Annotated in this window: 27 protein-coding genes; 24 read left to right on the top strand and 3 right to left on the bottom strand. The window is 63.2% G+C overall.

What is annotated here, in order from left to right; translation table 11 throughout:
- The 5 genes from ACFQPB_RS19105 to ACFQPB_RS19085 form a co-directional block, all read left to right on the top strand.
- Positions 1-1,418 (top strand): flagellin N-terminal helical domain-containing protein (locus tag ACFQPB_RS19105; RefSeq protein ID WP_382226679.1); only part of this gene is annotated, 1,418 nt, incomplete at its 5' end.
- Between the two features lie 180 nt (positions 1,419-1,598).
- A complete protein-coding gene (locus ACFQPB_RS19100) occupies positions 1,599-3,104 on the top strand; it encodes a flagellin N-terminal helical domain-containing protein (RefSeq protein WP_382226676.1) in 1,506 nt (501 codons plus the stop codon).
- Between the two features lie 125 nt (positions 3,105-3,229).
- Positions 3,230-4,675 carry a flagellar filament capping protein FliD gene (gene fliD / locus ACFQPB_RS19095; protein WP_382226673.1) on the top strand — a complete coding sequence of 482 codons (1,446 nt, stop codon included), beginning with the start codon at positions 3,230-3,232 and terminating at the stop codon, positions 4,673-4,675.
- 130 nt (positions 4,676-4,805) lie between these two features.
- On the top strand, positions 4,806-5,213 hold the full coding sequence (gene fliS / locus ACFQPB_RS19090) for a flagellar export chaperone FliS (protein ID WP_382201764.1): 408 nt from the start codon (positions 4,806-4,808) through the stop codon (positions 5,211-5,213).
- A 4-nt stretch (positions 5,214-5,217) separates the two neighbouring features.
- Entirely contained in the window at positions 5,218-5,523 is a 306-nt protein-coding gene (locus tag ACFQPB_RS19085) for a flagellar protein FliT (RefSeq protein WP_382201763.1), read from the top strand.
- 66 nt (positions 5,524-5,589) lie between these two features.
- Here the strand turns inward: ACFQPB_RS19085 and fliE are convergent, their stop codons facing one another.
- The gene (gene fliE, locus ACFQPB_RS19080) at positions 5,590-5,910 is read right to left on the bottom strand and encodes a flagellar hook-basal body complex protein FliE (RefSeq protein ID WP_382201761.1); all 321 of its coding nucleotides are present in this window, start codon (positions 5,908-5,910) and stop codon (positions 5,590-5,592) included.
- Positions 5,911-6,107: 197 nt separating this feature from the next.
- Between fliE and fliF the strand changes: the two genes are divergently transcribed.
- The 13 genes from fliF (at position 6,108) to fliR (ending at position 17,268) form a co-directional block, all read left to right on the top strand.
- Complete coding sequence (gene fliF, locus ACFQPB_RS19075; RefSeq protein WP_382226670.1) at positions 6,108-7,847, top strand: flagellar basal-body MS-ring/collar protein FliF; 1,740 nt, start codon at positions 6,108-6,110, stop codon at positions 7,845-7,847.
- Positions 7,848-7,880: 33 nt separating this feature from the next.
- Positions 7,881-8,879: a flagellar motor switch protein FliG gene (gene fliG / locus ACFQPB_RS19070; protein WP_382201757.1), complete on the top strand. Its 999-nt coding sequence runs from the start codon at positions 7,881-7,883 to the stop codon at positions 8,877-8,879.
- The gene (locus ACFQPB_RS19065; RefSeq protein ID WP_382226667.1) at positions 8,863-9,591 is read left to right on the top strand and encodes a FliH/SctL family protein; all 729 of its coding nucleotides are present in this window, start codon (positions 8,863-8,865) and stop codon (positions 9,589-9,591) included. Before fliG ends, ACFQPB_RS19065 begins: the two co-directional genes overlap by 17 nt.
- On the top strand, positions 9,584-11,047 hold the full coding sequence (fliI, locus tag ACFQPB_RS19060) for a flagellar protein export ATPase FliI (protein ID WP_382226664.1): 1,464 nt from the start codon (positions 9,584-9,586) through the stop codon (positions 11,045-11,047). Before ACFQPB_RS19065 ends, fliI begins: the two co-directional genes overlap by 8 nt.
- 5 nt (positions 11,048-11,052) lie before the next feature.
- Positions 11,053-11,514, top strand: a complete 462-nt coding sequence (fliJ, locus tag ACFQPB_RS19055; RefSeq protein WP_382226662.1) for a flagellar export protein FliJ — start codon at positions 11,053-11,055, stop codon at positions 11,512-11,514.
- A 2-nt stretch (positions 11,515-11,516) separates the two neighbouring features.
- A complete protein-coding gene (locus tag ACFQPB_RS19050; protein WP_382226659.1) occupies positions 11,517-12,953 on the top strand; it encodes a flagellar hook-length control protein FliK in 1,437 nt (478 codons plus the stop codon).
- A 150-nt stretch (positions 12,954-13,103) separates the two neighbouring features.
- Complete coding sequence (locus tag ACFQPB_RS19045) at positions 13,104-13,628, top strand: flagellar basal body-associated FliL family protein (protein ID WP_382201748.1); 525 nt, start codon at positions 13,104-13,106, stop codon at positions 13,626-13,628.
- A gap of 2 nt (positions 13,629-13,630) precedes the next feature.
- Positions 13,631-14,635: a flagellar motor switch protein FliM gene (gene fliM / locus ACFQPB_RS19040; protein ID WP_382226656.1), complete on the top strand. Its 1,005-nt coding sequence runs from the start codon at positions 13,631-13,633 to the stop codon at positions 14,633-14,635.
- Positions 14,625-15,038 carry a flagellar motor switch protein FliN gene (fliN, locus tag ACFQPB_RS19035; RefSeq protein ID WP_382226653.1) on the top strand — a complete coding sequence of 138 codons (414 nt, stop codon included), beginning with the start codon at positions 14,625-14,627 and terminating at the stop codon, positions 15,036-15,038. Before fliM ends, fliN begins: the two co-directional genes overlap by 11 nt.
- Positions 15,035-15,370: a flagellar biosynthetic protein FliO gene (locus ACFQPB_RS19030; protein ID WP_382226650.1), complete on the top strand. Its 336-nt coding sequence runs from the start codon at positions 15,035-15,037 to the stop codon at positions 15,368-15,370. Before fliN ends, ACFQPB_RS19030 begins: the two co-directional genes overlap by 4 nt.
- Positions 15,367-16,119 (top strand): flagellar type III secretion system pore protein FliP, encoded by a 753-nt coding sequence (gene fliP / locus ACFQPB_RS19025; protein WP_382226648.1) that lies wholly within the window; start codon positions 15,367-15,369, stop codon positions 16,117-16,119. The genes ACFQPB_RS19030 and fliP overlap by 4 nt, the downstream gene beginning before the upstream one ends.
- A 2-nt stretch (positions 16,120-16,121) precedes the next feature.
- Positions 16,122-16,391 carry a flagellar biosynthesis protein FliQ gene (gene fliQ, locus ACFQPB_RS19020; RefSeq protein ID WP_382226645.1) on the top strand — a complete coding sequence of 90 codons (270 nt, stop codon included), beginning with the start codon at positions 16,122-16,124 and terminating at the stop codon, positions 16,389-16,391.
- Positions 16,392-16,506: 115 nt separating this feature from the next.
- Positions 16,507-17,268 carry a flagellar biosynthetic protein FliR gene (gene fliR / locus ACFQPB_RS19015; RefSeq protein ID WP_382226642.1) on the top strand — a complete coding sequence of 254 codons (762 nt, stop codon included), beginning with the start codon at positions 16,507-16,509 and terminating at the stop codon, positions 17,266-17,268.
- 25 nt (positions 17,269-17,293) lie between these two features.
- Here the strand turns inward: fliR and ACFQPB_RS19010 are convergent, their stop codons facing one another.
- Both ACFQPB_RS19010 and ACFQPB_RS19005 read right to left on the bottom strand, forming a co-directional pair.
- Complete coding sequence (locus ACFQPB_RS19010; protein ID WP_382201736.1) at positions 17,294-17,923, bottom strand: response regulator; 630 nt, start codon at positions 17,921-17,923, stop codon at positions 17,294-17,296.
- A complete protein-coding gene (locus tag ACFQPB_RS19005; protein WP_382226639.1) occupies positions 17,920-18,969 on the bottom strand; it encodes a hybrid sensor histidine kinase/response regulator in 1,050 nt (349 codons plus the stop codon). Before ACFQPB_RS19005 ends, ACFQPB_RS19010 begins: the two co-directional genes overlap by 4 nt.
- Between ACFQPB_RS19005 and ACFQPB_RS19000 the strand changes: the two genes are divergently transcribed.
- The 6 genes from ACFQPB_RS19000 (at position 18,919) to cheD (ending at position 23,867) form a co-directional block, all read left to right on the top strand.
- Positions 18,919-19,059 (top strand): hypothetical protein, encoded by a 141-nt coding sequence (locus ACFQPB_RS19000; protein ID WP_382226688.1) that lies wholly within the window; start codon positions 18,919-18,921, stop codon positions 19,057-19,059. The two genes, ACFQPB_RS19005 and ACFQPB_RS19000, sit on opposite strands and share 51 nt — an antisense overlap.
- Before the next feature lie 185 nt (positions 19,060-19,244).
- Positions 19,245-19,676 carry a hypothetical protein gene (locus tag ACFQPB_RS18995; RefSeq protein ID WP_382226685.1) on the top strand — a complete coding sequence of 144 codons (432 nt, stop codon included), beginning with the start codon at positions 19,245-19,247 and terminating at the stop codon, positions 19,674-19,676.
- Between the two features lie 21 nt (positions 19,677-19,697).
- A complete protein-coding gene (locus ACFQPB_RS18990; RefSeq protein WP_382226637.1) occupies positions 19,698-20,060 on the top strand; it encodes a response regulator in 363 nt (120 codons plus the stop codon).
- A 40-nt stretch (positions 20,061-20,100) separates the two neighbouring features.
- On the top strand, positions 20,101-22,338 hold the full coding sequence (locus ACFQPB_RS18985) for a chemotaxis protein CheA (RefSeq protein WP_382226634.1): 2,238 nt from the start codon (positions 20,101-20,103) through the stop codon (positions 22,336-22,338).
- Between the two features lie 39 nt (positions 22,339-22,377).
- Positions 22,378-23,223, top strand: a complete 846-nt coding sequence (locus tag ACFQPB_RS18980; RefSeq protein ID WP_382201729.1) for a CheR family methyltransferase — start codon at positions 22,378-22,380, stop codon at positions 23,221-23,223.
- Between the two features lie 14 nt (positions 23,224-23,237).
- On the top strand, positions 23,238-23,867 hold the full coding sequence (gene cheD / locus ACFQPB_RS18975; protein WP_382201728.1) for a chemoreceptor glutamine deamidase CheD: 630 nt from the start codon (positions 23,238-23,240) through the stop codon (positions 23,865-23,867).
- Positions 23,868-23,871 lie beyond the last annotated feature (4 nt).

The following is a 23,871-nucleotide window of genomic DNA, read 5'->3' as shown; positions in this document are numbered from 1 at the left end:
TCCAGCGCCTGTCCTCTGGCCTGCGCATCAACAGCGCCAAAGACGACGCCGCCGGCCTGGCCATCTCGGAACGTTTCACCAGCCAGATCCGTGGCCTGAACCAAGCGGTTCGCAACGCCAACGACGGTATTTCGCTGGCGCAGACCGCTGAAGGCGCCCTCAAAGCCTCCGGCGACATCCTGCAGCGCATCCGCGAACTGGCCGTGCAGTCGGCCAACGCCTCCAACAGCGCCGGTGACCGCCAGGCCCTGAACGCCGAAGTGGGCCAACTGGTGGCTGAACTGGATCGCATCTCGCAATCCACCGAATTCAACGGCCAGAAGCTGCTGAACGGCACCTTTGGCACCGCCCAGTTCCAGGTCGGCGCCAACTCGGGCCAGACCATCGTGGCCGCCACCGCCAACCTGCGCACCACCGTCTATGGCAACAACCAAATCGCCGGAACGGGCGCGGATGCCAATTTCAGCACAAACACTGCGGCGTATGGCACCAACGGCGTCGCTGGTGGCACTTTGGCTGTGAATGGTGCGCTGGGTTCCGCCAGCATCACGGTCGCAGATAACGATTCCACCAAAGTCACTGCGGATGCCATCAACGCCCAAACCAACAAAACGGGGGTCACCGCTACTGCACGCGCCACGGCTCAGCTCAGTTTTGGAGCGTCGGGCGCCTACTCCCTGGTGCTGCGTTCGGACAACTCCAGCAACGAGACCGTGTCTTTCAACATCTCTGCCACCAACGGCGCCGATGGTCTGAGCGCTGCCGTGGCAGCCATCAACGAGAAATCGTCTAAAACCGGTATCACCGCCCAGTTGAACGAGGCTCAAACCGGTGTTGTACTGACCAACTCCACCGGGAACAACATCATGGTGGGCGACACAGTGTCTGACAATGATGCCGATGTTTTTATCCAAAAAATGTCGGTCAATACCGCTGGTGCTTTGAATCTTGTAGGGACGCAGTACTCCCTGATTCCAGACGGCATTAACGACTTCATCACGGTCAGCGGCTACCTCACCCTGGACTCTGACAAATCGTATGCGGTCACTTCCACCGACACCACCGCGCTGGGGGCTGCCGACATCACCACCGGTTCGACCCTGAAGAAAGTGTCTGAGCTGGACGTGACCACGTTCAACAAGGCCAGCGACGCCTTGAAGACCGTGGATTCGGCCCTGGCCTTCATCAGTGGTGAGCGCGCCAAGCTCGGCGCCTTGCAAAGCCGGTTTGAAACCACGGTGAGCAACCTGCAAGTGACGTCTGAGAACCTCTCGGCCTCCCGCAGCCGCATCCTCGACGCCGACTTTGCCGCCGAAACCGCCATGCTGTCCAAGGCGCAGATCCTGCAGCAGGCCGGCACCGCCATGGTGGCCCAGGCCAACCAGCTACCACAAGGTGTGCTGGCCCTGCTGCGGTAAAAAGGCGTAAAAAAGCAGCCTTTTCTCAAGCGAGCCTCAAGTTTCTGGATGAAGCGCCGAAAAACAAAATAACGACTTCATCACAGCCTGCCACCTGCCCCGCACGGTGGACCGACTCGCAAGTGGTCGTGGTTGGCGGAAACGCCAGTTTGTTTGGTTTTCTTATCAAGGAGATCTGCCATGGCAGCCACCATCAACACCAACGTCAACTCGTTGACCGCACAACGCAACCTGACCACATCCCAGGGTTCGCTGTCGCAAGCCATCCAGCGCCTGTCCTCTGGCCTGCGCATCAACAGCGCCAAAGACGACGCCGCCGGCCTGGCCATCTCGGAACGTTTCACCAGCCAGATCCGTGGCCTGAACCAAGCGGTTCGCAACGCCAACGACGGCATTTCGCTGGCGCAGACCGCTGAAGGCGCCCTCAAAGCCTCCGGCGACATCCTGCAGCGCATCCGCGAACTGGCCGTGCAGTCGGCCAACGCATCCAACAGCGCCGGTGACCGCCAGGCCCTGAACGCCGAAGTGGGCCAACTGGTGGCCGAACTGGATCGCATATCGCAATCCACCGAATTCAACGGCCAGAAGCTGCTGGACGGCACCTTTGGCACCGCCCAGTTCCAGGTCGGCGCCAACTCGGGCCAGACCATCGTGGCCTCCACCGCCAACCTGCGCACCACCGTCTATGGCAACAACCAGGTTGCAGGCACCGGAGCCGATGCACAAGCTTCGAGCACCAGCACCTCCGCGTTCGGAACCAACGGTGTGGCAGCAGGCACGCTGGCGGTGAACGGTGCTTTGGGCTCGGCCAGCCTCACGGTTGCGGCCAACGATTCCGCCAAAGTCACCGCCGATGCCATCAACGCCAAGACCACCAACACCGGCGTGACCGCCACGGCCCGCACCACGGCTCAACTCAGTTTTGGCGCGTCGGGCGCCTACTCCCTGGTGCTGCGTTCGGACAACTCCAGCAACGAGACCGTGTCGTTCAACATCTCTGCCACCAGTGGCGCCGATGGTTTGAGCGCCGCTGTGGCCGCCATCAACGAGAAATCGTCCAAAACAGGCGTCACCGCCCAGCTGAACGAAGCTCAGACCGGCATCGTGCTGACCAACACCACCGGCAACAACATCTTGGTGGGGGACACCGCGAGCAGCAACGCAGGCACCGCCACCATCCAGAAAATGACGGTGGACACCGCCGGGGCATTGAATCTGGTGGGCACTGCTCGGGCTTTGGCAAACGGCGACAGTGCTGCCGACTTCGTCGTCACCAGCGGCTACCTGACCCTGGACTCCGACAAGTCCTATGCCGTCAACGCCACGACCACGACCGCACTCGGCGCCACCGGCAACACCGGTTCGACCCTGAAGAAAGTGTCTGAGCTGGACGTGACCACGTTCAACAAAGCCAGCGACGCCTTGAAGACCGTGGACTCGGCCCTGGCCTTCATCAGCGGTGAGCGCGCCAAGCTCGGCGCCTTGCAAAGCCGCTTTGAAACCACGGTGAGCAACCTGCAGGTGACGTCTGAGAACCTCTCGGCCTCCCGCAGCCGCATCCTCGATGCCGACTTTGCTGCCGAGACCGCCATGCTGTCCAAGGCGCAGATCCTGCAACAGGCCGGCACCGCCATGGTGGCCCAGGCCAACCAGCTGCCGCAGGGCGTGCTGGCCCTGCTGCGGTAAACCGCAGAACTGAGGGGGCGAAGGGGCGCTTTCTCTCCCTTGGTCAAGGCGGTAACAGGGCTATCCTGTTACCGCTTTTTTGGTTTTAATTCCGCAGGGCGTTTCGCCTCGCACTGGAGCTCATCATGGCCACCATCTCATCCCCCGGCATCGGCAGCGGCCTGAACATCAAGGACATCGTGTCCCAGTTGGTGGCGATCGAGAAACAGCCGCTGACCCAGCTCCAGGTCAAGGCGGCCACGGTGCAAACCAAGATTTCAGCTTACGGCGAGCTGAAGGCTGGCGTGTCTGCCCTGTCGGATGCGGCCGGCAAATTGCGCTCCCTCACCACGTTCAACGGCGTGGCGGCCACCTCCTCCAAGGCCACGGCGATCTCTGCCACCGCCATCGGCGGCACGGGCGCCAACAACTTCAGCGTGACGGTGAGTGCGCTGGCCAAGGCACAAACCTATGCGTCGGCATCGCTCGCCAAGGTCAACGGTGAAAGCCAGCCCATTGGCGCGGGCACACTTAGTATCCAGCTCGGCCAGTACGGCGCAGCCCCGGGCTACGTGTTCGCGCCAGGTTCGGCAGCCGCATTGGCGATCACGGTGGACGCCGACGACACGCTGGCCGATATCGCGAGCAAGATCAACGGTGAATCCAGCGACCTGGCGGCGACCGTGCTCAACAACGGCAGCGGTGAACAGCTGCTGCTGCGCTCCAAGGCCACAGGTGAGGCTGCTGGCTACCAGCTCTCGGTGACCGATACCGATGGCAACCTGGGCGACAGCCTGGGTTTGTCGCGCTTGATGACCAACGGCACCAGCTCCGGCAGCATCACGCAATACGCTGGCGACGCCAAAGTGATGGTCAACGGCAGCATCGAAGTCACCTCCGCCACCAACACCTTCAAGGACATCGTCTCGGGCGTGAGCGTTTCCCTGCTGGACGGCGCCTTGGTGGGCGACGTGTCGGAGATCGCCATCAAGCCGGATGACGCGCCCATCCGTTCGGCGGTAGAGGGGTTTGTGAACGCCTACAACGCGCTGAACAGCATGTTGGCCGAAGCCACCAAGTACGATGCCGCCACCAAACAGGGCGGCCTGCTGCAAGGCGACAGTTTTGCCATTGGCATACAGAACGCCATGCGCGGCATTCTGCAGTCCACCACCACGGGATCGGCTTTTGCGCGCCTGTCCGACATTGGCATCAGCCAGCAACTGGGCGGCAACCTCAGCGTGGATTCGACCAAGTTCAATGCGGCCATCGCCAAGCCAGAGGACTTCAAGAACCTGTTCCGCATCGACAACACGGGTACGACCACAGACGGCGTGGCGGTCAAATTCAAGACCTTTGCCGATGGCCTGCTGGCAGCCAGCACGGGCCTGTTCAAGACCAAAGAAGACTCGCTCAAGCGTGCGCTGGACCAGAACACCAAGGACACCGAGCGCCTGAACGCGAAGATTGCGCGGATTGAGGCGCAACTCAACCGCCGCTACAGCGCTCTCGACGCGCAGGTGGCCGGCCTCACGGCCCTGAACAACTACGTGTCGCAGCAGGTGACCACCTGGAACAACGCCAACAAGTGATCGCCAGCGCGCCCCAAGCAAAGCCCGCCCGTTTGAGACCGAAACACCCGCCTGATTTACCCATCACCCGGCTCAAGAAGGTTTGGCAGATGCCGATACTTCTGGTACATCTCACACAATGAGCCAGTCCATGTACACCTCGCCCCACTCACGCGCTGCATCCGCCTACAAGCGGGTCAACGTGGAAACCAGCTTCAACCCTGACGACAAGCACCACGTGGTCAGCCTGTTGCTCGACGGGGTGGTGCAGTCGCTGACAGAGGCGCGTGGTGCCATGCAGCGGGGCGACGTGGTGGCCCGGGTCAAGGCCATCGGCAAAGCGGTGCGCATCATAGAGGAAGGCCTCAAGCCTGGCCTGGACAAGCAAGACGGTGGCGACCTGGCCCAAAACCTGGAAGGCTTGTACGGCTACTGCACCATGCGCCTGGCCCTGGCCAACGCGCGCAACGACGAAAGCATTGTGGAAGAGGTGGGCCGGCTGATGGCGGACATTGCCAGCGCCTGGAAAGAGATCAAAAACGAAGCCTCTGGAGCCTGATGCCATGCAAAACCTGATCGACTACTACAAGGCCATCGAGAGCACCAGCGTGCGCATGGTGGAGGCGGCGCGCAGTGAAAACTGGGACGAGGTGGTTCGCCTCGAAGGCGCCTGTGCGGTGCTGATCGAGCAGTTGCGCCACGAGTCGCGCTCGCAAGTGCTCAGCGCCACACAACGTGCCGAGAAGAACCGCATCATGCTCAGCATCTTGCGCCACGATGCCCAAATTCGCTCCCTGGCCGAGCCCCTGCTCGACACGCTGGACCTGGCCTGGGCCGACATGCCCGCAGCGGGTGTGACGCTGCACTGAGCGCCTTCTCGCACCAACAAAAACGCCCGGCTTGACCGGGCGTTTTTGTTGGGGCTACACAAAAGTTCAGACCTGCATGTTCATCACGTCGGAGTAGGCCTGCACCATGCGGTTTCGCACATTCAATGCCGCCTGAAAGCCGATTTGCGATTTCTGCATCGCCAGCATGGTTTCTTCCAGGCTGACGTTGCGGTTGCCCATTTGCACTTCGTTTTGCAGCCGGCTGGCCTCGTTCTGTGCTTTGCTCACCGACTGCAGCGCGTTCTTGAACGCGTCGGAAAAGCCGGGCCCGCTCACCGCCTCGCCGTTGGCGGCCGCCTGTTGCAGGCGCTTTTGTGCCAGGGCGCCCAGCGCCTGCGGCGTCAAAGGTGTGATACGCATGTCCATGGCCCAACTCCGTCAAAAAGCCCCGCAGCCGGATCTGGCTCAACGGGATGGCGCAATGGTAGACAGCCGGCGCCAAAACTTGAATTGAAGTAGAGGGGTGAATCCCGGGCTTATTTTGCTTTAGTTGTGGGGTCGGCAATTTGATAATCCGTCCAACCGTGGGTCCACCCCGCCTTTTTTGGTTCATCATCGCCACCATGAACACCGCCGTTGCCGAAGTTGACCTTCGCCCCGCTGCACCAGCCAATGCCCTGATGGACGGGTTTGCGCGCCTGGACGGTCGCCGCAAGATCGGCCTGATCGGTGGCGCGCTGGCGCTGCTGCTGGTGTTGATGCTGGCGTTCTACATGAACCGCCAGGCCGACTGGAAGGTTTTGTATGCCAACCTGTCCGACAAGGACGGGGGTGCCGTGATCGCTCAGCTGACGCAGATGAACGTGCCCTACAAGCACCTGGATGGCGGTCAGGCCATCATGGTGCCGGCCGACCGGGTGCACGACACCCGCCTGCGCTTGGCCTCTCAAGGCTTGCCCAAAGGCTCGATCGCTGGCTTCGAGCTGATGGACAACAACAAACTGGGCATGACCCAGTTCCAGGAACGTCTGAGCTTTCAACGTGGCCTCGAAGGCGAGCTGACACGTTCCATCCAGGCCTTGTCCTCGGTGGCTGACGCCCGGGTGCACCTGGCCCTGCCCAACCAGAACGGCTTTTTCCGTGAACAGCAGAAACCGTCGGCCAGTGTGCTGCTCACCCTGCACAGTGGCCGCACGCTGGACCGCTCGCAAATCGCCGGCATTGTGCACCTGGTGGCCAGCAGCGTCCCCGAGATGAACCCCAAAGCGGTCAGCGTGCTGGACGCCACAGGCGCCCTGCTCTCCAACCCCGCTGACGGGCAGGCCGGCAGCGTGGACACCCAACAACTGCAGTACGTTCAACAACTTGAACAGGTGTACGTGCGCCGCATCATGGACCTGCTGGAGCCGCTGGTGGGCCGCGAGAATGTGCGTGCCCAGGTCACGGCCGACGTCGACTTCTCACTGACCGAACAGACCCAAGAACAGCACCGCCCCAACCAGGGCACCGAGCCCAGTGCGGTGCGCAGCCAGCAGACGATTGAAGCGCGCGACGCCAATGGCAACATTCCCCCGCCAGGCACGCCTGGGGCGGTGGCCAACCAGCCGCCCGCACCCACCGCCGCACCCATCAACGGCCAGCCCGGTCAGGTGGGCGTGACCGGTCCGAATGGCGAGGTGGTGGGCGCCAACGGGTTGACCCGGCGCGAACAGGTGACCAACTACGAAGTGGACAAAACGGTGCGTGTCACACGCGGCGCCACCGGAACGGTGCGCCGAGTCAGCGCCGCCGTGGTGGTCAACCACCGCAACATCACCAACGACAAGGGTGAAATCGTCAGCGAAGCCCTGCCACCCGAGCAGGTGGAGCAGATGACGGCGCTGGTGCGTGAAGCCATTGGTTTCAGCCAGGACCGCGGCGATTCGGTCAACCTCATGAACTCCCCGTTCACCCGCGCCAAGGCAGACGACAGCGAGGTCGTGTGGTGGAAGTCGGGCGACAACCGCGAACTGGCGCAAAACCTGGCCTGGCCGGTGGGCATGGTGTTGCTGGGCCTGATCATCTTCTTTGGTGTGGTGCGCCCCGCCCTGCGCGACATGCGCCGTCCCCCGGTCAGCGCCGAAGCCGCAGCGGCGGCTGCCGTGGGCCCCAACGGCGAACCGCTGCAGCTCGATGCCGTGCTCGACGACCAGCCCGAGCGCCCCGCCCTGCTGCCCAAGCCGGCAGGCTCCGACGAGCCCACGCCCGAAATGTTGCGCCTGGAAGATGCCCGCCGCCTTGCCAAAGAAAACCCGGTGGCGGTGGCCAGCATCATCAAGAACTGGGTCAGCGGCGAATCCAGCGGCGCTGTTGCGCCGACCTGACCCTCCTCCCACCACCCGCCCGCACACGCTCCCATGGACACCGAACAAGGCCTTCAGGACGCCGCCATCTTCCTCATGTCGCTGGGCGAAGAGGAAGCGGCCGAGGTGTTCAAGCACCTGTCGCCCAAAGAGGTGCAGCGCCTGGGTGAAACCATTGCCCGCATGCGTGCGGTGACCAAGGAAAAAGTCGATCAGGTCATTGAAAAGTTCACCCACGAGGCGGCGTCTCAAAGCCTGCTGGTCTCCGACACCGACAACTACGTCCGTTCCGTGCTCAGACGCGCCCTGGGCGACGACAAAGCCTCGCTGCTGATCGACCGCATTCTGCAGGGGGGCGACGTCTCAGGCATCGAGAGCCTGAAGTGGATGGACCCGGCCTCGGTGGCCGAGTTGCTGCGCAATGAGCACCCGCAGATCCTGGCCGCCATCCTCGTGCACCTGGATTTCGAACAGTCGGCCGGCGTGCTCAAGAACTTCACCGAGCGCATGCGCAACGAGGTCATGCTGCGCATCGCCACCCTCGAAGGCATACAGCCGGCCGCACTGAAAGACCTCAACGAAGTGCTCTACAAGGTGCTGGCCGGTGGCGACAAGATCCGCAAGAGCTCGCTGGGCGGCGTCAAGGCGGCGGCCGAGATCATCAACCTCATGGGCACCAGCCTCGAGGCCAGCGTGATCGACTCCATCCGCGAGAACGACGGCGATCTGGCCCAGAAGATCATGGACAAGATGTTCACCTTCGAGGACCTGCTCAAGCTGGACAACAAGGCCATTCAACTGGTGCTCAAAGAGGTGTCGTCCGACACCCTGGTCATCGCCCTCAAAGGTGCCAGTGCGGAGCTCAAGGAGAAGATCCTCACCAACATGTCCTCGCGTGCGGCCGAGAGCCTGCGTGAAGACCTCGAAACCCGTGGGCCGGTGCGCCTGTCCGAGGTCGAGGCACAACAGAAAGACATCCTGAAACTGGTGCGCCGCCTGTCCGACGAAGGACAGATCATGCTGGCGGGAGGCGGGGATGACAGCTTCGTCTAACGCGAAAAGTTCGCCCTACCACCGCTTCATTCCGCGCGAGGAGGTGGAGGTATTTTCGCCCTGGGAATTCCAGTCCATGGACGGCAAGCCGCCCAAGGGCTCGACAGCCGCCGCCCCCGTCATCGAAGCCCCGCCCGCGCCGCCCGAGTTGCCCGCGCCCGATCTCGACCTGATCAAGCAACAGGCTTTTGACGAAGGCTATGCGCAAGGCGAAATCGCGGGCGCCAAGGCCACCCGCGAAGCACTTGATGCGCCCCTGCGACGCACCGCAGAGGACGCCGCACGCCGGCTCAGCCTGTTGCTGCAGAACGCCGAGATGGAACTGCACCGGGCCGATGAACACCTGGCCGAACAATTGCTTCAACTGGCCTGCGACCTGGCCCGCCAAGTGGTGCGACGCGAACTGGAGCAACCCCAAGAGGTGCTCAAAGCGGTGGTTCAAGAAGCCCTGTCCCAGACCGTGGACGACCACCTGAAGCGCACCGTCAGGCTCAACCCCATGGATCTGGCGCTGATGCAAAACCACCTGAGCGAACTGGTGGCTGGCGGCAACGTGCATTTTGTGGCCCAGGACGGCCTGTCGGCTGGTGGTTGTGTGGTGGAAACGCCGGCCTGCACGGTGGACGCCAGCATCGAAAAGCGGTGGGCGCGTGCGGTGGCCAACCTGGGCGTCAAGGCCGAATGGAACCCGGCGGAGCAAGGTGATGTCTGAGGCCACCACCGCCCGCGACACCACGCCCAACCGCTGGAACGATTTCCTGCGCTTGTCGCGCCTGTACGCCGCCCAACACACGCCACTCGAGGTGAGTGGGCGCCTCACCCGCCTGGCCGGCCTGGTGCTCGAAGCCCAGGGGCTGCGCGTGCCCGTTGGCTCGCAGTGCCTCATCGATGGTGGCCCGGACAACCAGGTCTTGGCCGAGGTGGTGGGCTTCTCCAACGACCGCGCCTACCTCATGCCGGCGGGCGATGTGCTGGGCCTGTCCAGCGGGGCCCACGTCAAGCCGCTGCCGCCCTACCGACCCCAGCCACGCCTGGGCCAGGAAGTGCGCGCCCTGCCGGCCAACGACCGCGGCGTGCTGCGCCTGCCCCTGGGCCGAGGCCTGTTGGGCCGGGTGGTGGACTCACACGGCCAACCGCTGGACCACATGGGCCCACTGCGCCACGTCGATGTTTTACCCATCGAGCGCACGCCCATCAACTCCATGGACCGCGCCCCCGTGCGTCAGCCGTTGGACACCGGCGTGCGTGCCATCAACGCCCTGCTGACGGTGGGCCGGGGCCAGCGCCTGGGCTTGTTTGCCGGCTCCGGCGTGGGCAAAAGTGTGCTGCTGGGCATGATGGCCCGCTTCACCCAGGCCGACGTGATCGTGGTCGGTTTGATTGGCGAACGTGGCCGCGAGGTGAAGGAATTCATCGAGGACATTCTGGGCCAGGACGACCGCCAACGCGCGGTGGTGGTGGCCGCGCCGGCCGATGCGCCGCCCCTGGTTCGCATGCAGGGTGCCAACTACGCCACCGCCATTGCCGAAAACTTCCGCGACGAAGGCAAGGACGTGTTGCTGCTCATGGACTCGCTCAGCCGCTACGCCATGGCGCAACGCGAAATTGCCCTGGCCATTGGCGAGCCCCCCGCCACCAAAGGCTACCCACCCTCGTGTTTTGCCAAGCTGCCGCAGCTGGTGGAGCGCAGCGGCAACGGTCCCGATGGCAAAGGTTCCATCACCGCCTTCTACACCGTGTTGTCCGAGGGCGACGACCAGCAAGACCCCATCGCCGACGCGGCACGCGCCATCCTGGACGGTCACATCGTGCTCTCGCGCGCCATGGCCGAGTCGGGCGTGTACCCGGCCATCGACGTGGAGGCCTCCGCCTCGCGGGTGATGCACAACGTGGTCACGCCGCAGCACTTTGAATCGGCGAGGCGCTTCCGGCAGTACTACTCGCGCTACCAGAAAGCGCGTGACCTGATCCAACTCGGCGCGTACGCCGCCGGCAGCGACCCGGAAACCGACAAGGCCATCGTGCTGTTTCCCCACATGCAGAAGTTCCTCATGCAGGACATGTTGGAACAAGCCCCGTTTGAAGCCAGTGTCTCGCTGTTGGGCGAAACGCTGGGCGAAGACACCCACGACAGCCGCGCTCGCAAGGCTGGCCGTGCCCGAGCTTGATGGCCATGGCCAATGAACGCCAAATCGAGACCGTGGTGGAAGTGGCCAGCATGCGCCGCGACGACTGCCTGCGCGCGCTCGGCCAGGCGCGCCAGGCACTCGAACAAGGGCAACAGCAATTGGCGCAACTGCACAGCTACGCGAACGAGTCACAGGCCCGATGGAACCAGCGAGCGAGCCAGGGCGTCACCGCACAACTCCTGCACCACCACCGCCAGTTCATGGCGCGCATCGACGAGGCCGCGCGGTTCCAAGACGATGTGCTCAAACGCCTGGACGCCGAGGTGTTGCGCTGCGAACAACGGGTGCATGAAGCCGAGCGCGAACTGGCCGCACTGAACAAGTTTGCCGAGCGCAAACGCCAGGCCTCGTCGCACGCCGCGCAGCGGCGAGACCAGAAACACAACGATGAAATGGCCGCCAACGCCCACCGGCGCCAGGCCAACACCCCCAACTGGAGGCCATGACCATGACCACCCCCGTCAACAGCACCCACCAACAAGACCGCGCCGCGCAGCAAAAGCTGGTCAACGCCCGTCAGAACGCCACCGCCCACGGGTCACAACAGGGCGGGGGTTTTTCGCGCTTGTTGAGCCTGGCCTGCGATGAAGACACCGACCTGGACGCGCTGCAATTGGGAGGCAAGCTGTTCGGCCTCAAAACCCAGGACCCCAACACCGAAGCGACCGAGGCGACCGGGCCGAACCGGCGAAAAACGGGCAAAGGGTCTGCGGGTGCCTCCGACAAGGACGCTGCGGGTGAGGTGGCGGTGGACGGACTGCACCCGGCCGCGCAGGCCAACGCAACGCTGCTGGCGCTGCTGGCCAGGGCACAGGCGGAGCGCGCGCCCTCCGATGGCCAAGCCGAAGGGCACGACGGGTCCACCACCGCCGTGTCCAGCGGCACCGTCGTGCCAACGGATGCCGGCGAATCCGCCGCCGCCATGGGCCTGCCGAGCGAAGCCGATGTGACCGATGAAGCGGCCACCAACATGGCATCGACACCGCTGGCCCAGATTGAGCCAGAGAACCAACCTGCGCCCGGCAAGGCGGTACGCGACTTGGCGCGGCAACTGGGCGCAGCCATGCGCAACACCGCACCGGGGCAAGACAGCACCGCTCAGATCGGCACCCAGGCCAATGCCAATGGCGTCGCCTGGGGTCGCCAGGCCATGGCGGAGGTGGGGAATGGGACGTCGGTCACGTCCATTGTCACCAACAACCCTCCAATCGCACCGGGCACCACAGACCCCACCGGGCATGCGGCCATGTCCGTGGCGTCGGCGCAAACCACCGCAGACCCCGACAACAGCGCCGATGCCAACAACGAAACATCGGCATCTGAGCCGGCCACGCCGCTCGATGTCCGCGCCGCCGGCCGCGAAGACCCGTCCCAAAACAACCTGGGCGGCGAGACACTGGGTGACACCGAACTGACCGACAAGGCCCCCAACGCAGAAGAGGTGGGCAACCCGGCCGAACAATGGCGCGAACAGTGGGCAGATGCCATGGACCAGATGAGCCAACAGGTGAGCTACTGGGTCCAGCAAGGCGGCGTGCGCCAGGCCACCCTGCGTGTGGGCAACGGCTGGCAGCAGGCCATGGACGTCAAACTGTCGATGAAAAACGGCCAGGCCGAAATCGAATTCCTCACCGACCACGAGGCCGCCCGCAGCGCCATTGCCGAGGGCGGCACCGAAGTGCTGCGTGAGTTGCTGGCACAAAGTGGCATCGACCTGGGCCAGGTGTCCATCGGTGCGCAGAACGCGGGCAACGGCGCCAGCACGCCACAGGAAGCGTTCGGCCAGCCCGGCAAGGCCACCGCAGGCAGCGATGTGCCCGGCACCCCGGCGGCCAGTTTGCAACCCCAGCACCCTCACTCCACAGGGCTCGATGTGTATGTCTGAGCGCCGTCACGCCGCCGTGACGCTCAATAGGGGTCGGTTCCTGCCGCTTATCGCCGGGAAAACGGTCTCAGGCAACCGCCATAATTGCTGCCATGGCGCGCCTCCCTGCGGCCGCTGACCGACCTCACTGCACACCCACACGAACCACACATGGCCACCAAAGCACCCGCTGCCGGCGACGCCGAAGCCAAGCCCGCCAAGGGCAAGAAGATGTTGATCATCATCCTGGCGGTGGTGATCCTGCTGGTGGTGGCTGGTGGCGCAGCCGCCTTTTTTCTGCTCAAGAAACAGGGCGCAGACGACGAGAGCGAAGCTGATGCCGCGCCCGCCAAGGCCGCCAAATTTGACCCGAAGGCCCCCCCCACCTACCTGCCACTGGAAAACATGGTGGTCAACCTGGCCGATCCGGGCGGCAACCGCTTTGCGCAGGTGGGCATCACGTTGCAGCTCGACAGCTTGGCCACTGGGGATGCCATCAAGGCCTACATGCCGGGTATCCGCAATGCGATTTTGATCATCCTGTCGCAACGCACCACCGAAGAGTTGCTGGTGGTGCAGGGCAAGGAGCAACTGGCCGCCGACATCACCGCCGAAATCTCGCGCCAACTCGGGTACGAGGGCAAAAGGAACAACCCCATCCAGGCGGTGCTGTTCTCCAGCTTCATCGTCCAATAGCCATGAGCGAATCGTTCCTTTCCCAGGACGAAATCGACGCCCTGCTCGAAGGCGTCACCGGCGAGAGCCAGAAGCTCGCCAAGGAAGAGGTGCCCACGGGTGCCGTGCGCAGCTACGACCTGTCCAGCCAGGAGCGCATCGTGCGTGGGCGCATGCCCACCATGGAGGTCATCAACGAGCGGTTTGCACGCAATCTGCGTGTGGGGCTGTTCAACTTCATCCGCCGCAGCCCCGAAATTTCGGTCGGCACGGTGGCGGTGCAGAAGTACAGCGCTTTTCTGCGCGAACTGGTGGTGCCCACCAATTTCAACATCGTGGCCATTCGCCCCTTGCGCGGCAATGGCCTGATCGTGTGTGAACCCACGCTGCTGTTCGGCGTCATCGACAGCCTGTTTGGTGGCACCGGCAAATTCCACACCCGCATCGAGGGCCGGGACTTTTCGCCCACCGAGCAGCGGGTCATCAACCGCCTGGTGGAGGTGGTGTCGGAAGAGTACAAAAAAGCGTGGAAAGGGGTCTACCCGCTGGAGCTGGCCTACCAGCGCTCGGAAATGCAGCCGCAGTTCGCCACCATCGCCACGCCCAGCGAAATTGTGGTCTCCACCAGCTTCACCCTGGAAATCGGCGACCTCACCGGCTCGCTGCACATGTGCATTCCTTACGCGACGCTGGAGCCCATCCGCGACGTGTTGTACTCCTCGGTGCAGGGTGACGCCATCGAGGTGGACCGGCGCTGGGTCAAACTGTTGAGCCACGAAATCCAGGCGGCGAATGTGGAACTGGTGGCCGAGCTGGCCACCGCAGATGCGACGGTCGAACAACTGCTGGCCCTCAAAGTGGGCGACTTCATCGAGCTCGAACGCAAGTCGCAAATCGAAGCCGGCATAGACGGCGTGCCGGTGGTGGCCTGCCAGTACGGCACCCACAACGGCAAATACGCACTCAAAGTCGAACGCATGCTGCGCACCCCCGACAAGTCGTGGACTGGAGATTCCTATGACAAATGAAAACGACCCCAAAGACCAGGACGACGTGGCCGACGACTGGGCGCAGGCGCTTCAGGAGCAGTCCAGCTCTGGCATGAGCGGCGACTTCGCTGCCGGTGCGCCCCATTTCGACAACGTGGACAGCGCACCCACCACCCAGAACGACATCAGCATGGTGCTGGACATCCCCGTCCAGCTGTCGGTAGAGCTGGGCCGCACCAAGGTGCCCATCAAGTACATCCTACAACTTGGCCAAGGCTCCATCGTTGAACTCGACGCCCTGGCCGGCGAACCCATGGACGTGCTGGTCAACGGCTACCTGATCGCGCAGGGTGAGGTGGTGGTGGTGAACGAGAAGTTCGGCATCCGCCTGACCGACATCGTCACGCCGTCCGAACGGCTGCGCCGCGTCAGCAAACCATGACACCCGACACCATGCCCTCGTTTGCGCCCGCGCTGATGCTGCTGGCGCTGTTGCTGGCGGCGGCCTGGGGGGTGAAGTGGCTGCGCCAGCGCAACGTCATCGGTGGCTCACCGGACGCGCAGGCCATCAAGGTCATCAGCTCGCTGGCCGTGGGCCCGCAACAGCGGGTGCTGGTGTTGGAGCTGACCGAACCCGGCAGCCGCGCACGGCACCTGCTCACGGTGGGTGTGACAACCGGGCAGATCACCACTTTGCACAGCACGGCCCTGGCCGCGCCGGTCCAGGTATCGGCGGTTGTGCCCCCACCCGACCAGGCGGGCGCCGCCTCATGAAGTCGCTTGTCCGTTGCCTGCCGCTGTTGGGCCTGCTGCTGCCCGCACTGGCCTGGGCACAAGCCGCGCCCGCCGCAGGCCAATTGCCGCTGGTGGTGGGTCAGGGCGCCGGAGGCACCACGTATTCGGTGCCCATCCAGACCCTGCTTTTTTTCACCGCGCTGTCGTTCCTGCCGGCGGTGTTGCTGATGATGACGGGCTTCACCCGCATCGTGATTGTGTTGTCGCTGCTGCGTCAGGCCTTGGGCACACAAGCCTCACCGCCCAACCAGGTCATCGTCGGCCTGTCGCTGTTTCTCACGTTTTTTGTGATGGGCCCCACCTTCGACAAGGTCTATCAAGACGCGTACCAGCCCTACAGCACCAACGCCATCAGCTTTGACCAGGCACTGGACCGCGCGCAAGTGCCCATGCGCGAATTCATGAAGCGCCAGACGCGCCAGTCCGACTTCGAGTTGTTTGCCAAGCTGGGCAAGTTGCCCGCCGACACCACGGTGGACACGGCCCCGTTCCGGGTGCTGGTGCCGGCCTTTGTGATCAGCGAACTGAAGACCGCCTTCCAGATCGGCTTCATGATCTTCATCCCCTTTCTGGTCATCGACATGGTGGTGGCCAGCATCCTGATGTCGCTGGGCATGATGATGCTGTCGCCCGTGCTGGTGGCCCTGCCCTTCAAGCTCATGCTGTTTGTGCTGGCCGACGGCTGGAACCTGCTGATCGGTTCACTGGCCGCTTCATTTGGGACATAGCCATGGACCCCCAAGCTGTACTCACCATAGGGCAAAACGCCCTGTTCATGCTGCTGATGGTGGCAGCACCCGTTCTGGGCACGGTGCTGGTGGTCGGCCTCGTGATCAGCGTGTTCCAGGCGCTCACCCAGATCAACGAATCCACCCTGTCCTTTGTGCCCAAGCTGATCGCGGCGGTGGCGGTCTTTGCACTCATGGGCCCGTGGATGTTGACCACCCTGGTCGAATTCATCCGCCGAACGCTGCTCTCGATACCAGACTTCGCTGTTTGATGGATCAGGCCCCCACGCTCCACCGCTGCGCGGGTCGCTGCCCCCCAGGGGGGCTGATTCGCCTTGGGGCGGCCCGGCGGCGAATCGCGGTCCACAGGCTTCGCCGATTCGCGCAATGGTGACCTTCAGCGAAGCCCAGATCATGGCCTGGGTGTCGCCCATCTTCTGGCCGTTTCTGCGCGTGCTGGCGGTGTTCACCAGCGCACCCATCTTCTCCTCGCGCAGCGTGCCCACCCGGACCAAGGTGGGCCTGGCGCTGGTGATTGCGCTGTGCCTGCAACCCGGCCTGCCCGATCAGGCCGTGATTTCCCTCAATGGTCCCGGTGCTTTTGGCGCCGTGGTGCAGCAACTCGCGATTGGCGTGGCCATTGGGCTGGCGGTGCGCATCGTTTTTGCGGCGGTGGAGATGGCGGGCGAAATCGTGGGGCTGCAGATGGGCCTGAACTTTGCCGGTTTTTTTGACCCCACGACCAACTCGCAGTCCAGCTCGGCAGGCCGCTTTTTTGGCAACCTGTCCATGATGCTGTTCGTGGTCCTCAACGGGCACCTGATGCTGATCCAGGCGGTCAACGCCAGTTTCTCCACCTTTCCGGTCGGCGGTGACCCGCTCGCATCGCTGCAAACCCTGCGCCTGCACGAGCTGGGCGCCATCATCTTCACCTACGGCCTGTGGATTGCCCTGCCCATGATTGGCATGCTGTTGTTCATCAACGTGGCGCTGGGCATCATCTCCCGCATCGCACCCCAAATGAACGTGTTTGCCATCGGTTTTCCACTCACGCTGTCGGCTGGATTGGTGGGCATTGCGGTCACGGTGCCCATGCTCGAAGAGCCCGTGGCGAGGTTGATGCGGGTGGTGTCCGAAATTTTCATCTGATGGCCATGGCCACCATCAGCCCACGTCAGACGATGCCATTGCGGATGGCATACACCGTCATCTCAGCGTTGTTGGCCAGACCCAGCTTCTCCAACACACGTGCACGGTAGACACTGACCGTCTTGGGACTGAGCATCAGTTCTTCAGCGATCTGCGACAGCTTTTTGCCACTGGCAATTTTCTGCAGGGTCTGCAACTCGCGCTCGGACAAGGTGGAATGCAGTTCCTCTGCCGCAGGGGCCGCCAGGTTGTTGGCGAGCAACTCCGCGATCTGCGGCGTGATGTACTTGCGCCCCTGGGACACGGCACGCACCGCCACCAGCAGCTCGGCAGGATCGCCGGCCTTGTTGAGGTAGCCCACCGCGCCGGCCTTGAGGCAGCGGATGGCGTACTGGTCTTCGGGGTACATGGACACCATCAGGGCTTTCACCGGCGGCCCCTGTTCGGCCAGCGAGGCCAGGATCTCCAAGCCGCTGCGCCCGGGCAGGTTCACGTCCAGCAACAACACATCGCAGGGCTGCTTGCGCAGCACCTCGCGCAAATTGGCGTAGCTGTCGGCCTCGCCCACCACCTGGATGTCGGTGGCCTCGCTCAGGGTGTCCCGCACCCCCCGGCGCACCACCGCGTGGTCATCACACAAGACCACTTTGATCATGCTTCTTCTCCCTTGGCCAGTTCTTCGTTCGATGAGTGTGCCAGCGGCACCGACAAGATCAGCGTCATGCCCTGACCGGGGCCGGGGTTGACCACGTCCAGCCAGCCGCCCACCGTCTGGGCACGCTCGCGCAGACCCAGCAGCCCGAAGGCGTTGGCATTGGCCAGCGCCTCGGGCGACGCACCTTGCCCGTTGTCCGACACCTCCAGCGTCAGAAAACCCTCCAGATCGCTCAATTCCAGCCGCACCTCGGTCGCGCCCGCGTGTTTGGCCACATTGGTGAGCGCTTCTTGCGCGGTGCGGTAGGCCACCATCTCCACCTCGCGTGTCAAATGCGGCATGTCGCCAGCGTGGCGCAGCTGGGCACGGATGCCCGTGCGGTCGGCGAACGTCTGCACCAACCACTCCATGGCGGCAATCAGCCCCTGGTCCAGCACGGCAGGACGCAGGTTGCGCATGATGCGCTGGCTGGCGCCCAGGGCATGCGCCACCATGTCTTGGGCAGATGCCAGATGGGCGCGGGTGTCGTCGTCGGTCGCGCGGCGCCCCAGCCAGGCCAGGTCCAGCCGGATGGCGGCCAGCGAGCCGCCGATGTCGTCGTGGATCTCGCGCGCTATGTCGGCGCGTTCGCGGTCTATGCTCGATTGCAAGTGCTCGGTGAGTTCGGCCAGCCGTTGTTTGGAAGCTGCCAGCTCCAGCGCCGTCTGGGCGCGCTCACACTTGATGCGGTGGTGCTCCAGGGCACGTTGCACCACCATGGGCAAGCGACTGAGGCGGTTCTTGTCCACATAGTCACTGACCCCACGCACCATGGCATCGGCCACCACCGCTTCACCGATGGCGCCCGAAACGAGGACAAACGGCAGATCAATCGCCTGGGTCTGCATCCATTCCCAGGCGTCCAGTCCGGAGAAACCCGCCAGGTGGTAGTCGGCCAGCACCAGGTCGATGCCCCCCCCACGCAAGGCCATTTCGAAACTTTCCAAGGTATCAACGTGAAAAAGCTTGAAATGCCACCCGCTGCGCCCCAGAATATGGTCAACCAACTCGTGGTCGGCGAGGCTGTCCTCGAGGTGGAGTATGCTAAAGAAATTCAAAATAACGACCGATACGCTGCAGGGGGGTATTCATTATGAAGATAATTTTCAATTCAGAGCGACCGTTGATCTCTATCAAGCGGCCTCGCCGCTGATAGGCCGGTTCGACGCAGTGTCTGGTACAAACCACTCTCAGAACTGAGCCCACCATGGAACCGGATCCCCATTCGCACCAGGACCGCCGCCGCTGGGCACGGGCAGACGACGTACCCCATTACGAGCCCATGCCCGACCGCGCCACCGAACCCACCGTGGCGCTCACCCTGACTGCCGTGGCCGACATGCAGGACTCCCTGCTGGTGGCAATGAACGACCTCAAGCGGCTCGAAGGCCTGCTCGACCATGCCACTGGCAACCTGCTGGAACGCTTCAACACCGCCATCTCTGCCCTGCAGGCGCTGCATGGCGACAATGCGCAAACACGCCAGATCGGTGAAGCCTTGCATTTGGCGGTGACAGAGTTGCAATTCCACGACATGGCCTCGCAGTTGTTGGTTCACACTGGCAAGGTGCTCAAGGGCTGTGCTTACAAGCTGGCCGAAGAGTCCATGGAGTTGGAAGAGGACGAACTGGGCGTGGTGGAAACCTGCCTGCCGGAACGGCCCAATCCGGTGACACAGAGCGAAATGGATGCGGGCTCGATCGAGCTGTTTTAATTTTCGAGAACGAGGTTATTCATGCACTCAATATTGGCCGTCGACGATTCCGCATCGATGCGCAAGATGGTGTCCTTCACCCTGGTGGGTGCGGGTTTCAAGGTGGTGGAGGCGGTGGACGGCCAGGACGCCTTTGAGAAGGCCCAAGGCCAACACTTCGACCTGGTGCTCACCGACCAGAACATGCCCCGCATGGACGGCCTGGGCCTGACGCGCAAATTGCGCGATCACCCCAAGTTCAAGAACACGCCGATTTTGATTTTGACCACCGAGTCGAGCGACCAGATGAAGCAGGCCGGGCGCCAGGCCGGCGCCACCGGCTGGTTGGTCAAACCGTTTGACCCGCACCGCCTGATCGAAGTGATCAACAAGGTCATTCGCTGATGGCGCACCGCCATCAACCACAGCCCACGGTGCGAACGCCATGACAGACGATTCAAAAAAAGACGACAGCTTTGATTTGACGCAGTTCTACCAGATCTTCTTCGAAGAGGCTGGCGAGAACCTGGAGACCATGGAGCAGCAACTGCTCGAACTCGACGTCGACAACCCCGACGACGAAGAACTCAACGCCATCTTCCGCTGCGCCCACTCGATCAAGGGTGGCGCGGCCACCTTCGGGTTTGAAGATGTGGCGGAAATGACGCACCAGATGGAGTCGCTGCTGGACAAGCTGCGCCGCCACGAGCTGACGCTGACGTCACCCATGGTCGATGTGTTGCTGGAGGCCTCCGATGTGCTCAAGGGCCTGCTGGCTCGGCACCAGGGTCTGGATGCGGCTCCCGTGGAAACCGGCGATCTCGTGGCGCGCATTCGCGTGCTGGCCACGGGTGGCGGCCCTGCACCCGCTCCTGCCAAGGCGCCCCCGCCTCCCCCACCGCCGCCACCTGCCCCGGTGGCGTCAGCCGCGCCCGTCGCCTCGGGCGACCGCAAGCTCAAGGCCACCATCGGCCCGCTGGACAAGGCCGATGAGGCCGACCCGATCAAGGAGCTGTTCCGCGACATCGCCGGCCTGGGCACCGTGTTGTCCGAATCCTTCGACAACCAGCACAAGGTGTTCGAGATCCAGTCCAGCAGCAGCAACGACGACTTGCTGGACCTGTTCGCCTTCCACGTGGCCAAGGACAAGATCAAGCTGGAACCGCTGGATGCCGCCCCGGCACCCGCACCGGCACCCGAACCAGCTCCGTTCGTGAGCCAGAGTTTGATCCCGGTGTCGTCTGATCGACCACCAAGTGGTGACATCGAACAGGGCTATGGCCTGTACGCAGGGGCGCCGGGCAGCCCGATTGCCAACCACAGCCGCTCCGACACCGGCGAGGTCACCCGCAACGACGACCTGATTCAGGGCTACGGCCTGTTTGCAGGCGCCCCGGGCAACCCACACACACACGAAAGCCACACTGCGGCACACGAGGCGGCCATTCAGGTGGCCACGGGTGAAGCCGGCAAAGGTCCGGCCAAAGCGGCGGCCAAGCCTGCGGCCGGCGCCACGCTGGAAACCACCACCCTGCGGGTGTCGGTCAGCAAGATCGACCAGCTGATCAACCAGGTGGGTGAGTTGGTGATCACCCAGGCCATGCTGGCGCAAAACAGCCGCATCCTCGACCCGTCGATCAACCAACAGCTCATGGCCGGCCTGGCCGATCTGGAGCGCAACACCCGCGATTTGCAGGAATCGGTGATGTCCATCCGCATGATTCCCATGTCGGTGGTGTTCAGTCGCTTCCCGCGCATGCTGCGCGACCTGGCCGCAAAACTGGGCAAAAAAGTGGAATTTGTGACGGTCGGCGAAGCCACCGAGTTGGACAAGGGCCTGGTGGAAAAAATCACCGACCCGCTGACCCACCTGATCCGCAACAGTTGCGACCACGGCATCGAAATGCCCGCCGACCGCCTCAAGGCCGGCAAACCCGAGACGGGCACCATCACCTTGTCGGCCTCACACCAGGGTGGTTCCATCCTGATTGAGGTGCGTGACGACGGCAAGGGGCTGAACCGCCAGAAGCTCATCGACAAGGCGCGCCAGCGGGGCATCGACGCGCCCGACAGCATGCCCGACAGCGAGGTGTGGCAGCTCATCTTCGCGCCCGGCTTCTCCACCGCCGAACAGGTGACGGACGTGTCGGGCCGGGGCGTGGGCATGGACGTGGTGAAGAAGAACATCGCGTCGCTCGGTGGCTCGGTGGACATCGACACCTCCGAAGGTTATGGCATGAGCGTCAAAGTGCGCCTGCCGCTGACGCTGGCCATCATGGACGGCATGTCGGTGCGGGTCGGCGATGAGGTCTACATCCTGCCGCTGGCGTCGGTGGTCGAGTCCTTCCAGGTCAAGGCCGGCGACATCAACACCGTGGCCCAGGGCGGCCAGCTGGTGAAGGTGCGCGAGGAGTACATGCCGGTCATCGAGATCGACCGCATCTTCCAGGTGCCGCGCGATGGCGACAACAACGGAGCCAACTCGCTGATGGTGGTGGTCGAGTCGGACGGTTCGCGGGTGGCGCTGATGGTGGACGAGTTGCTGGGCCAGCAACAGGTGGTGATCAAGAACCTAGAGTCCAACTACAAAAAGGTGCCCAACATCTCGGGCGCCACCATCCTGGGCGATGGCCGCGTGGCCCTGATCCTGGACACCTCCGGCCTGGTGCGACGCAATCGGTAGTAAGGCATATAGCCCGTTTATAAAAACAGAAAGTACGCCATGTCCGATGATGACGACAGCGGACCGGTCGCCCAGGGGAGGGAGTTCACCTGGACCAACCAGGATTTCACCCGCATCAAGGCGCTGATCTACAAACACGCCGGGATCAACCTGCACGATGGCAAACACGCCATGGTGTACAGCCGTGTCTCGCGCCGGCTGCGCGAGACCGGGCACAGCAGCTTCAAAGCTTACCTGGACGCGCTGGAGCAGCAGCACACGGGTCCCGAATGGCAGGAGTTCGTCAACGCGCTGACGACCAACCTGACGTCTTTCTTCCGTGAAAACCACCACTTCATTGAGTTGGACAAACTGATCCGCTCCAAACCGCCCACCCACGAGTGGAAGGTGTGGTGCAGCGCGGCGTCCACCGGAGAAGAACCTTATTCGATTGCCATCACCCTGGCCGATGCGCTGGGCACCGAAGGACGCTTTCGCATTTTCGCCAGCGACATCGACACCAAGGTGTTGAGCACGGCCGCACGCGGCGTCTACAAACTGGACAGCATCAAGGGCCTGAGCACGGCGCAGATGCAGAAGTACTTTCTCAAAGGCAAGGGCGCGAACGCGGGCTATGCGCGCGTCAAACCCGAGCTGCAGCGTCACATCGAATTTTTCACGCTCAACCTCATCCAGGACAACTGGGCGCTGAAGGAGCAGTTTGATGTGGTGTTCTGCCGCAACGTGATGATTTATTTCGATGCGACCACGCAGCGCCAGGTGCTGGCGCGCATCCATCGCGTGATGAAAGACCAGGGCACGCTGTTCGTGGGACATGCCGAAAACTTCAGCGATGCCCGCACCCTGTTCGCCCTGCGGGGCAAAACCGTGTACGAAAAAGTCTAAAACCGGGCGCCCACATGCACCACACCGCTGCCCACCTGCAGACACTGAAAGCGGCGCCCCGCAAGCCGGGCGAAGCCTCGTTCTTTTTCTCCGACCACCACTTCAAAACCAACGCGGTCAAGATTCTGCCGGGAGAGTACTTTGTGTCAGAGGAGGGCATCGTCATCATGACGGTGCTGGGTTCCTGCATCGCCGCCTGCATCTGGGATTCGCAACGCCGCATTGGCGGAATGAACCACTTCATGCTGCCCGAAGGCACGCCGCTCGATGCCTCCGGGCGCTACGGCTCCTACGCCATGGAGTTGCTGATCAACGAAATGATCAAGATGGGCGCCCGGCGCGAAAACATGCAGGCCAAAGTGTTTGGCGGTGGGCAGGTCATCCACAGTTTCACCACCATGAACGTGGGCGAACGCAACACCAAATTCGTGATGGATTACCTCCAGACCGAGCGCATCCCCATCGTCTCCAAAGACGTGCTGGACATTTATCCGCGCAAGGTGGTGTTTTTTCCGGTCACGGGCAAGGCCATGGTCAAACGGCTGGCACACTCGCACCCAGACAAACTCGAAACCCAGGAACGTGCCGGCAACGTGGCCAACGTGGTGCAATCCACGGCTGGCGGCTCGGTGGACCTGTTCTGAACCC

This window comes from Hydrogenophaga atypica, from assembly GCF_042665215.1.
GTDB lineage: Bacteria > Pseudomonadota > Gammaproteobacteria > Burkholderiales > Burkholderiaceae_C > Hydrogenophaga > Hydrogenophaga defluvii_A.
This window is presented reverse-complemented; position numbering and strand designations above follow the sequence as displayed.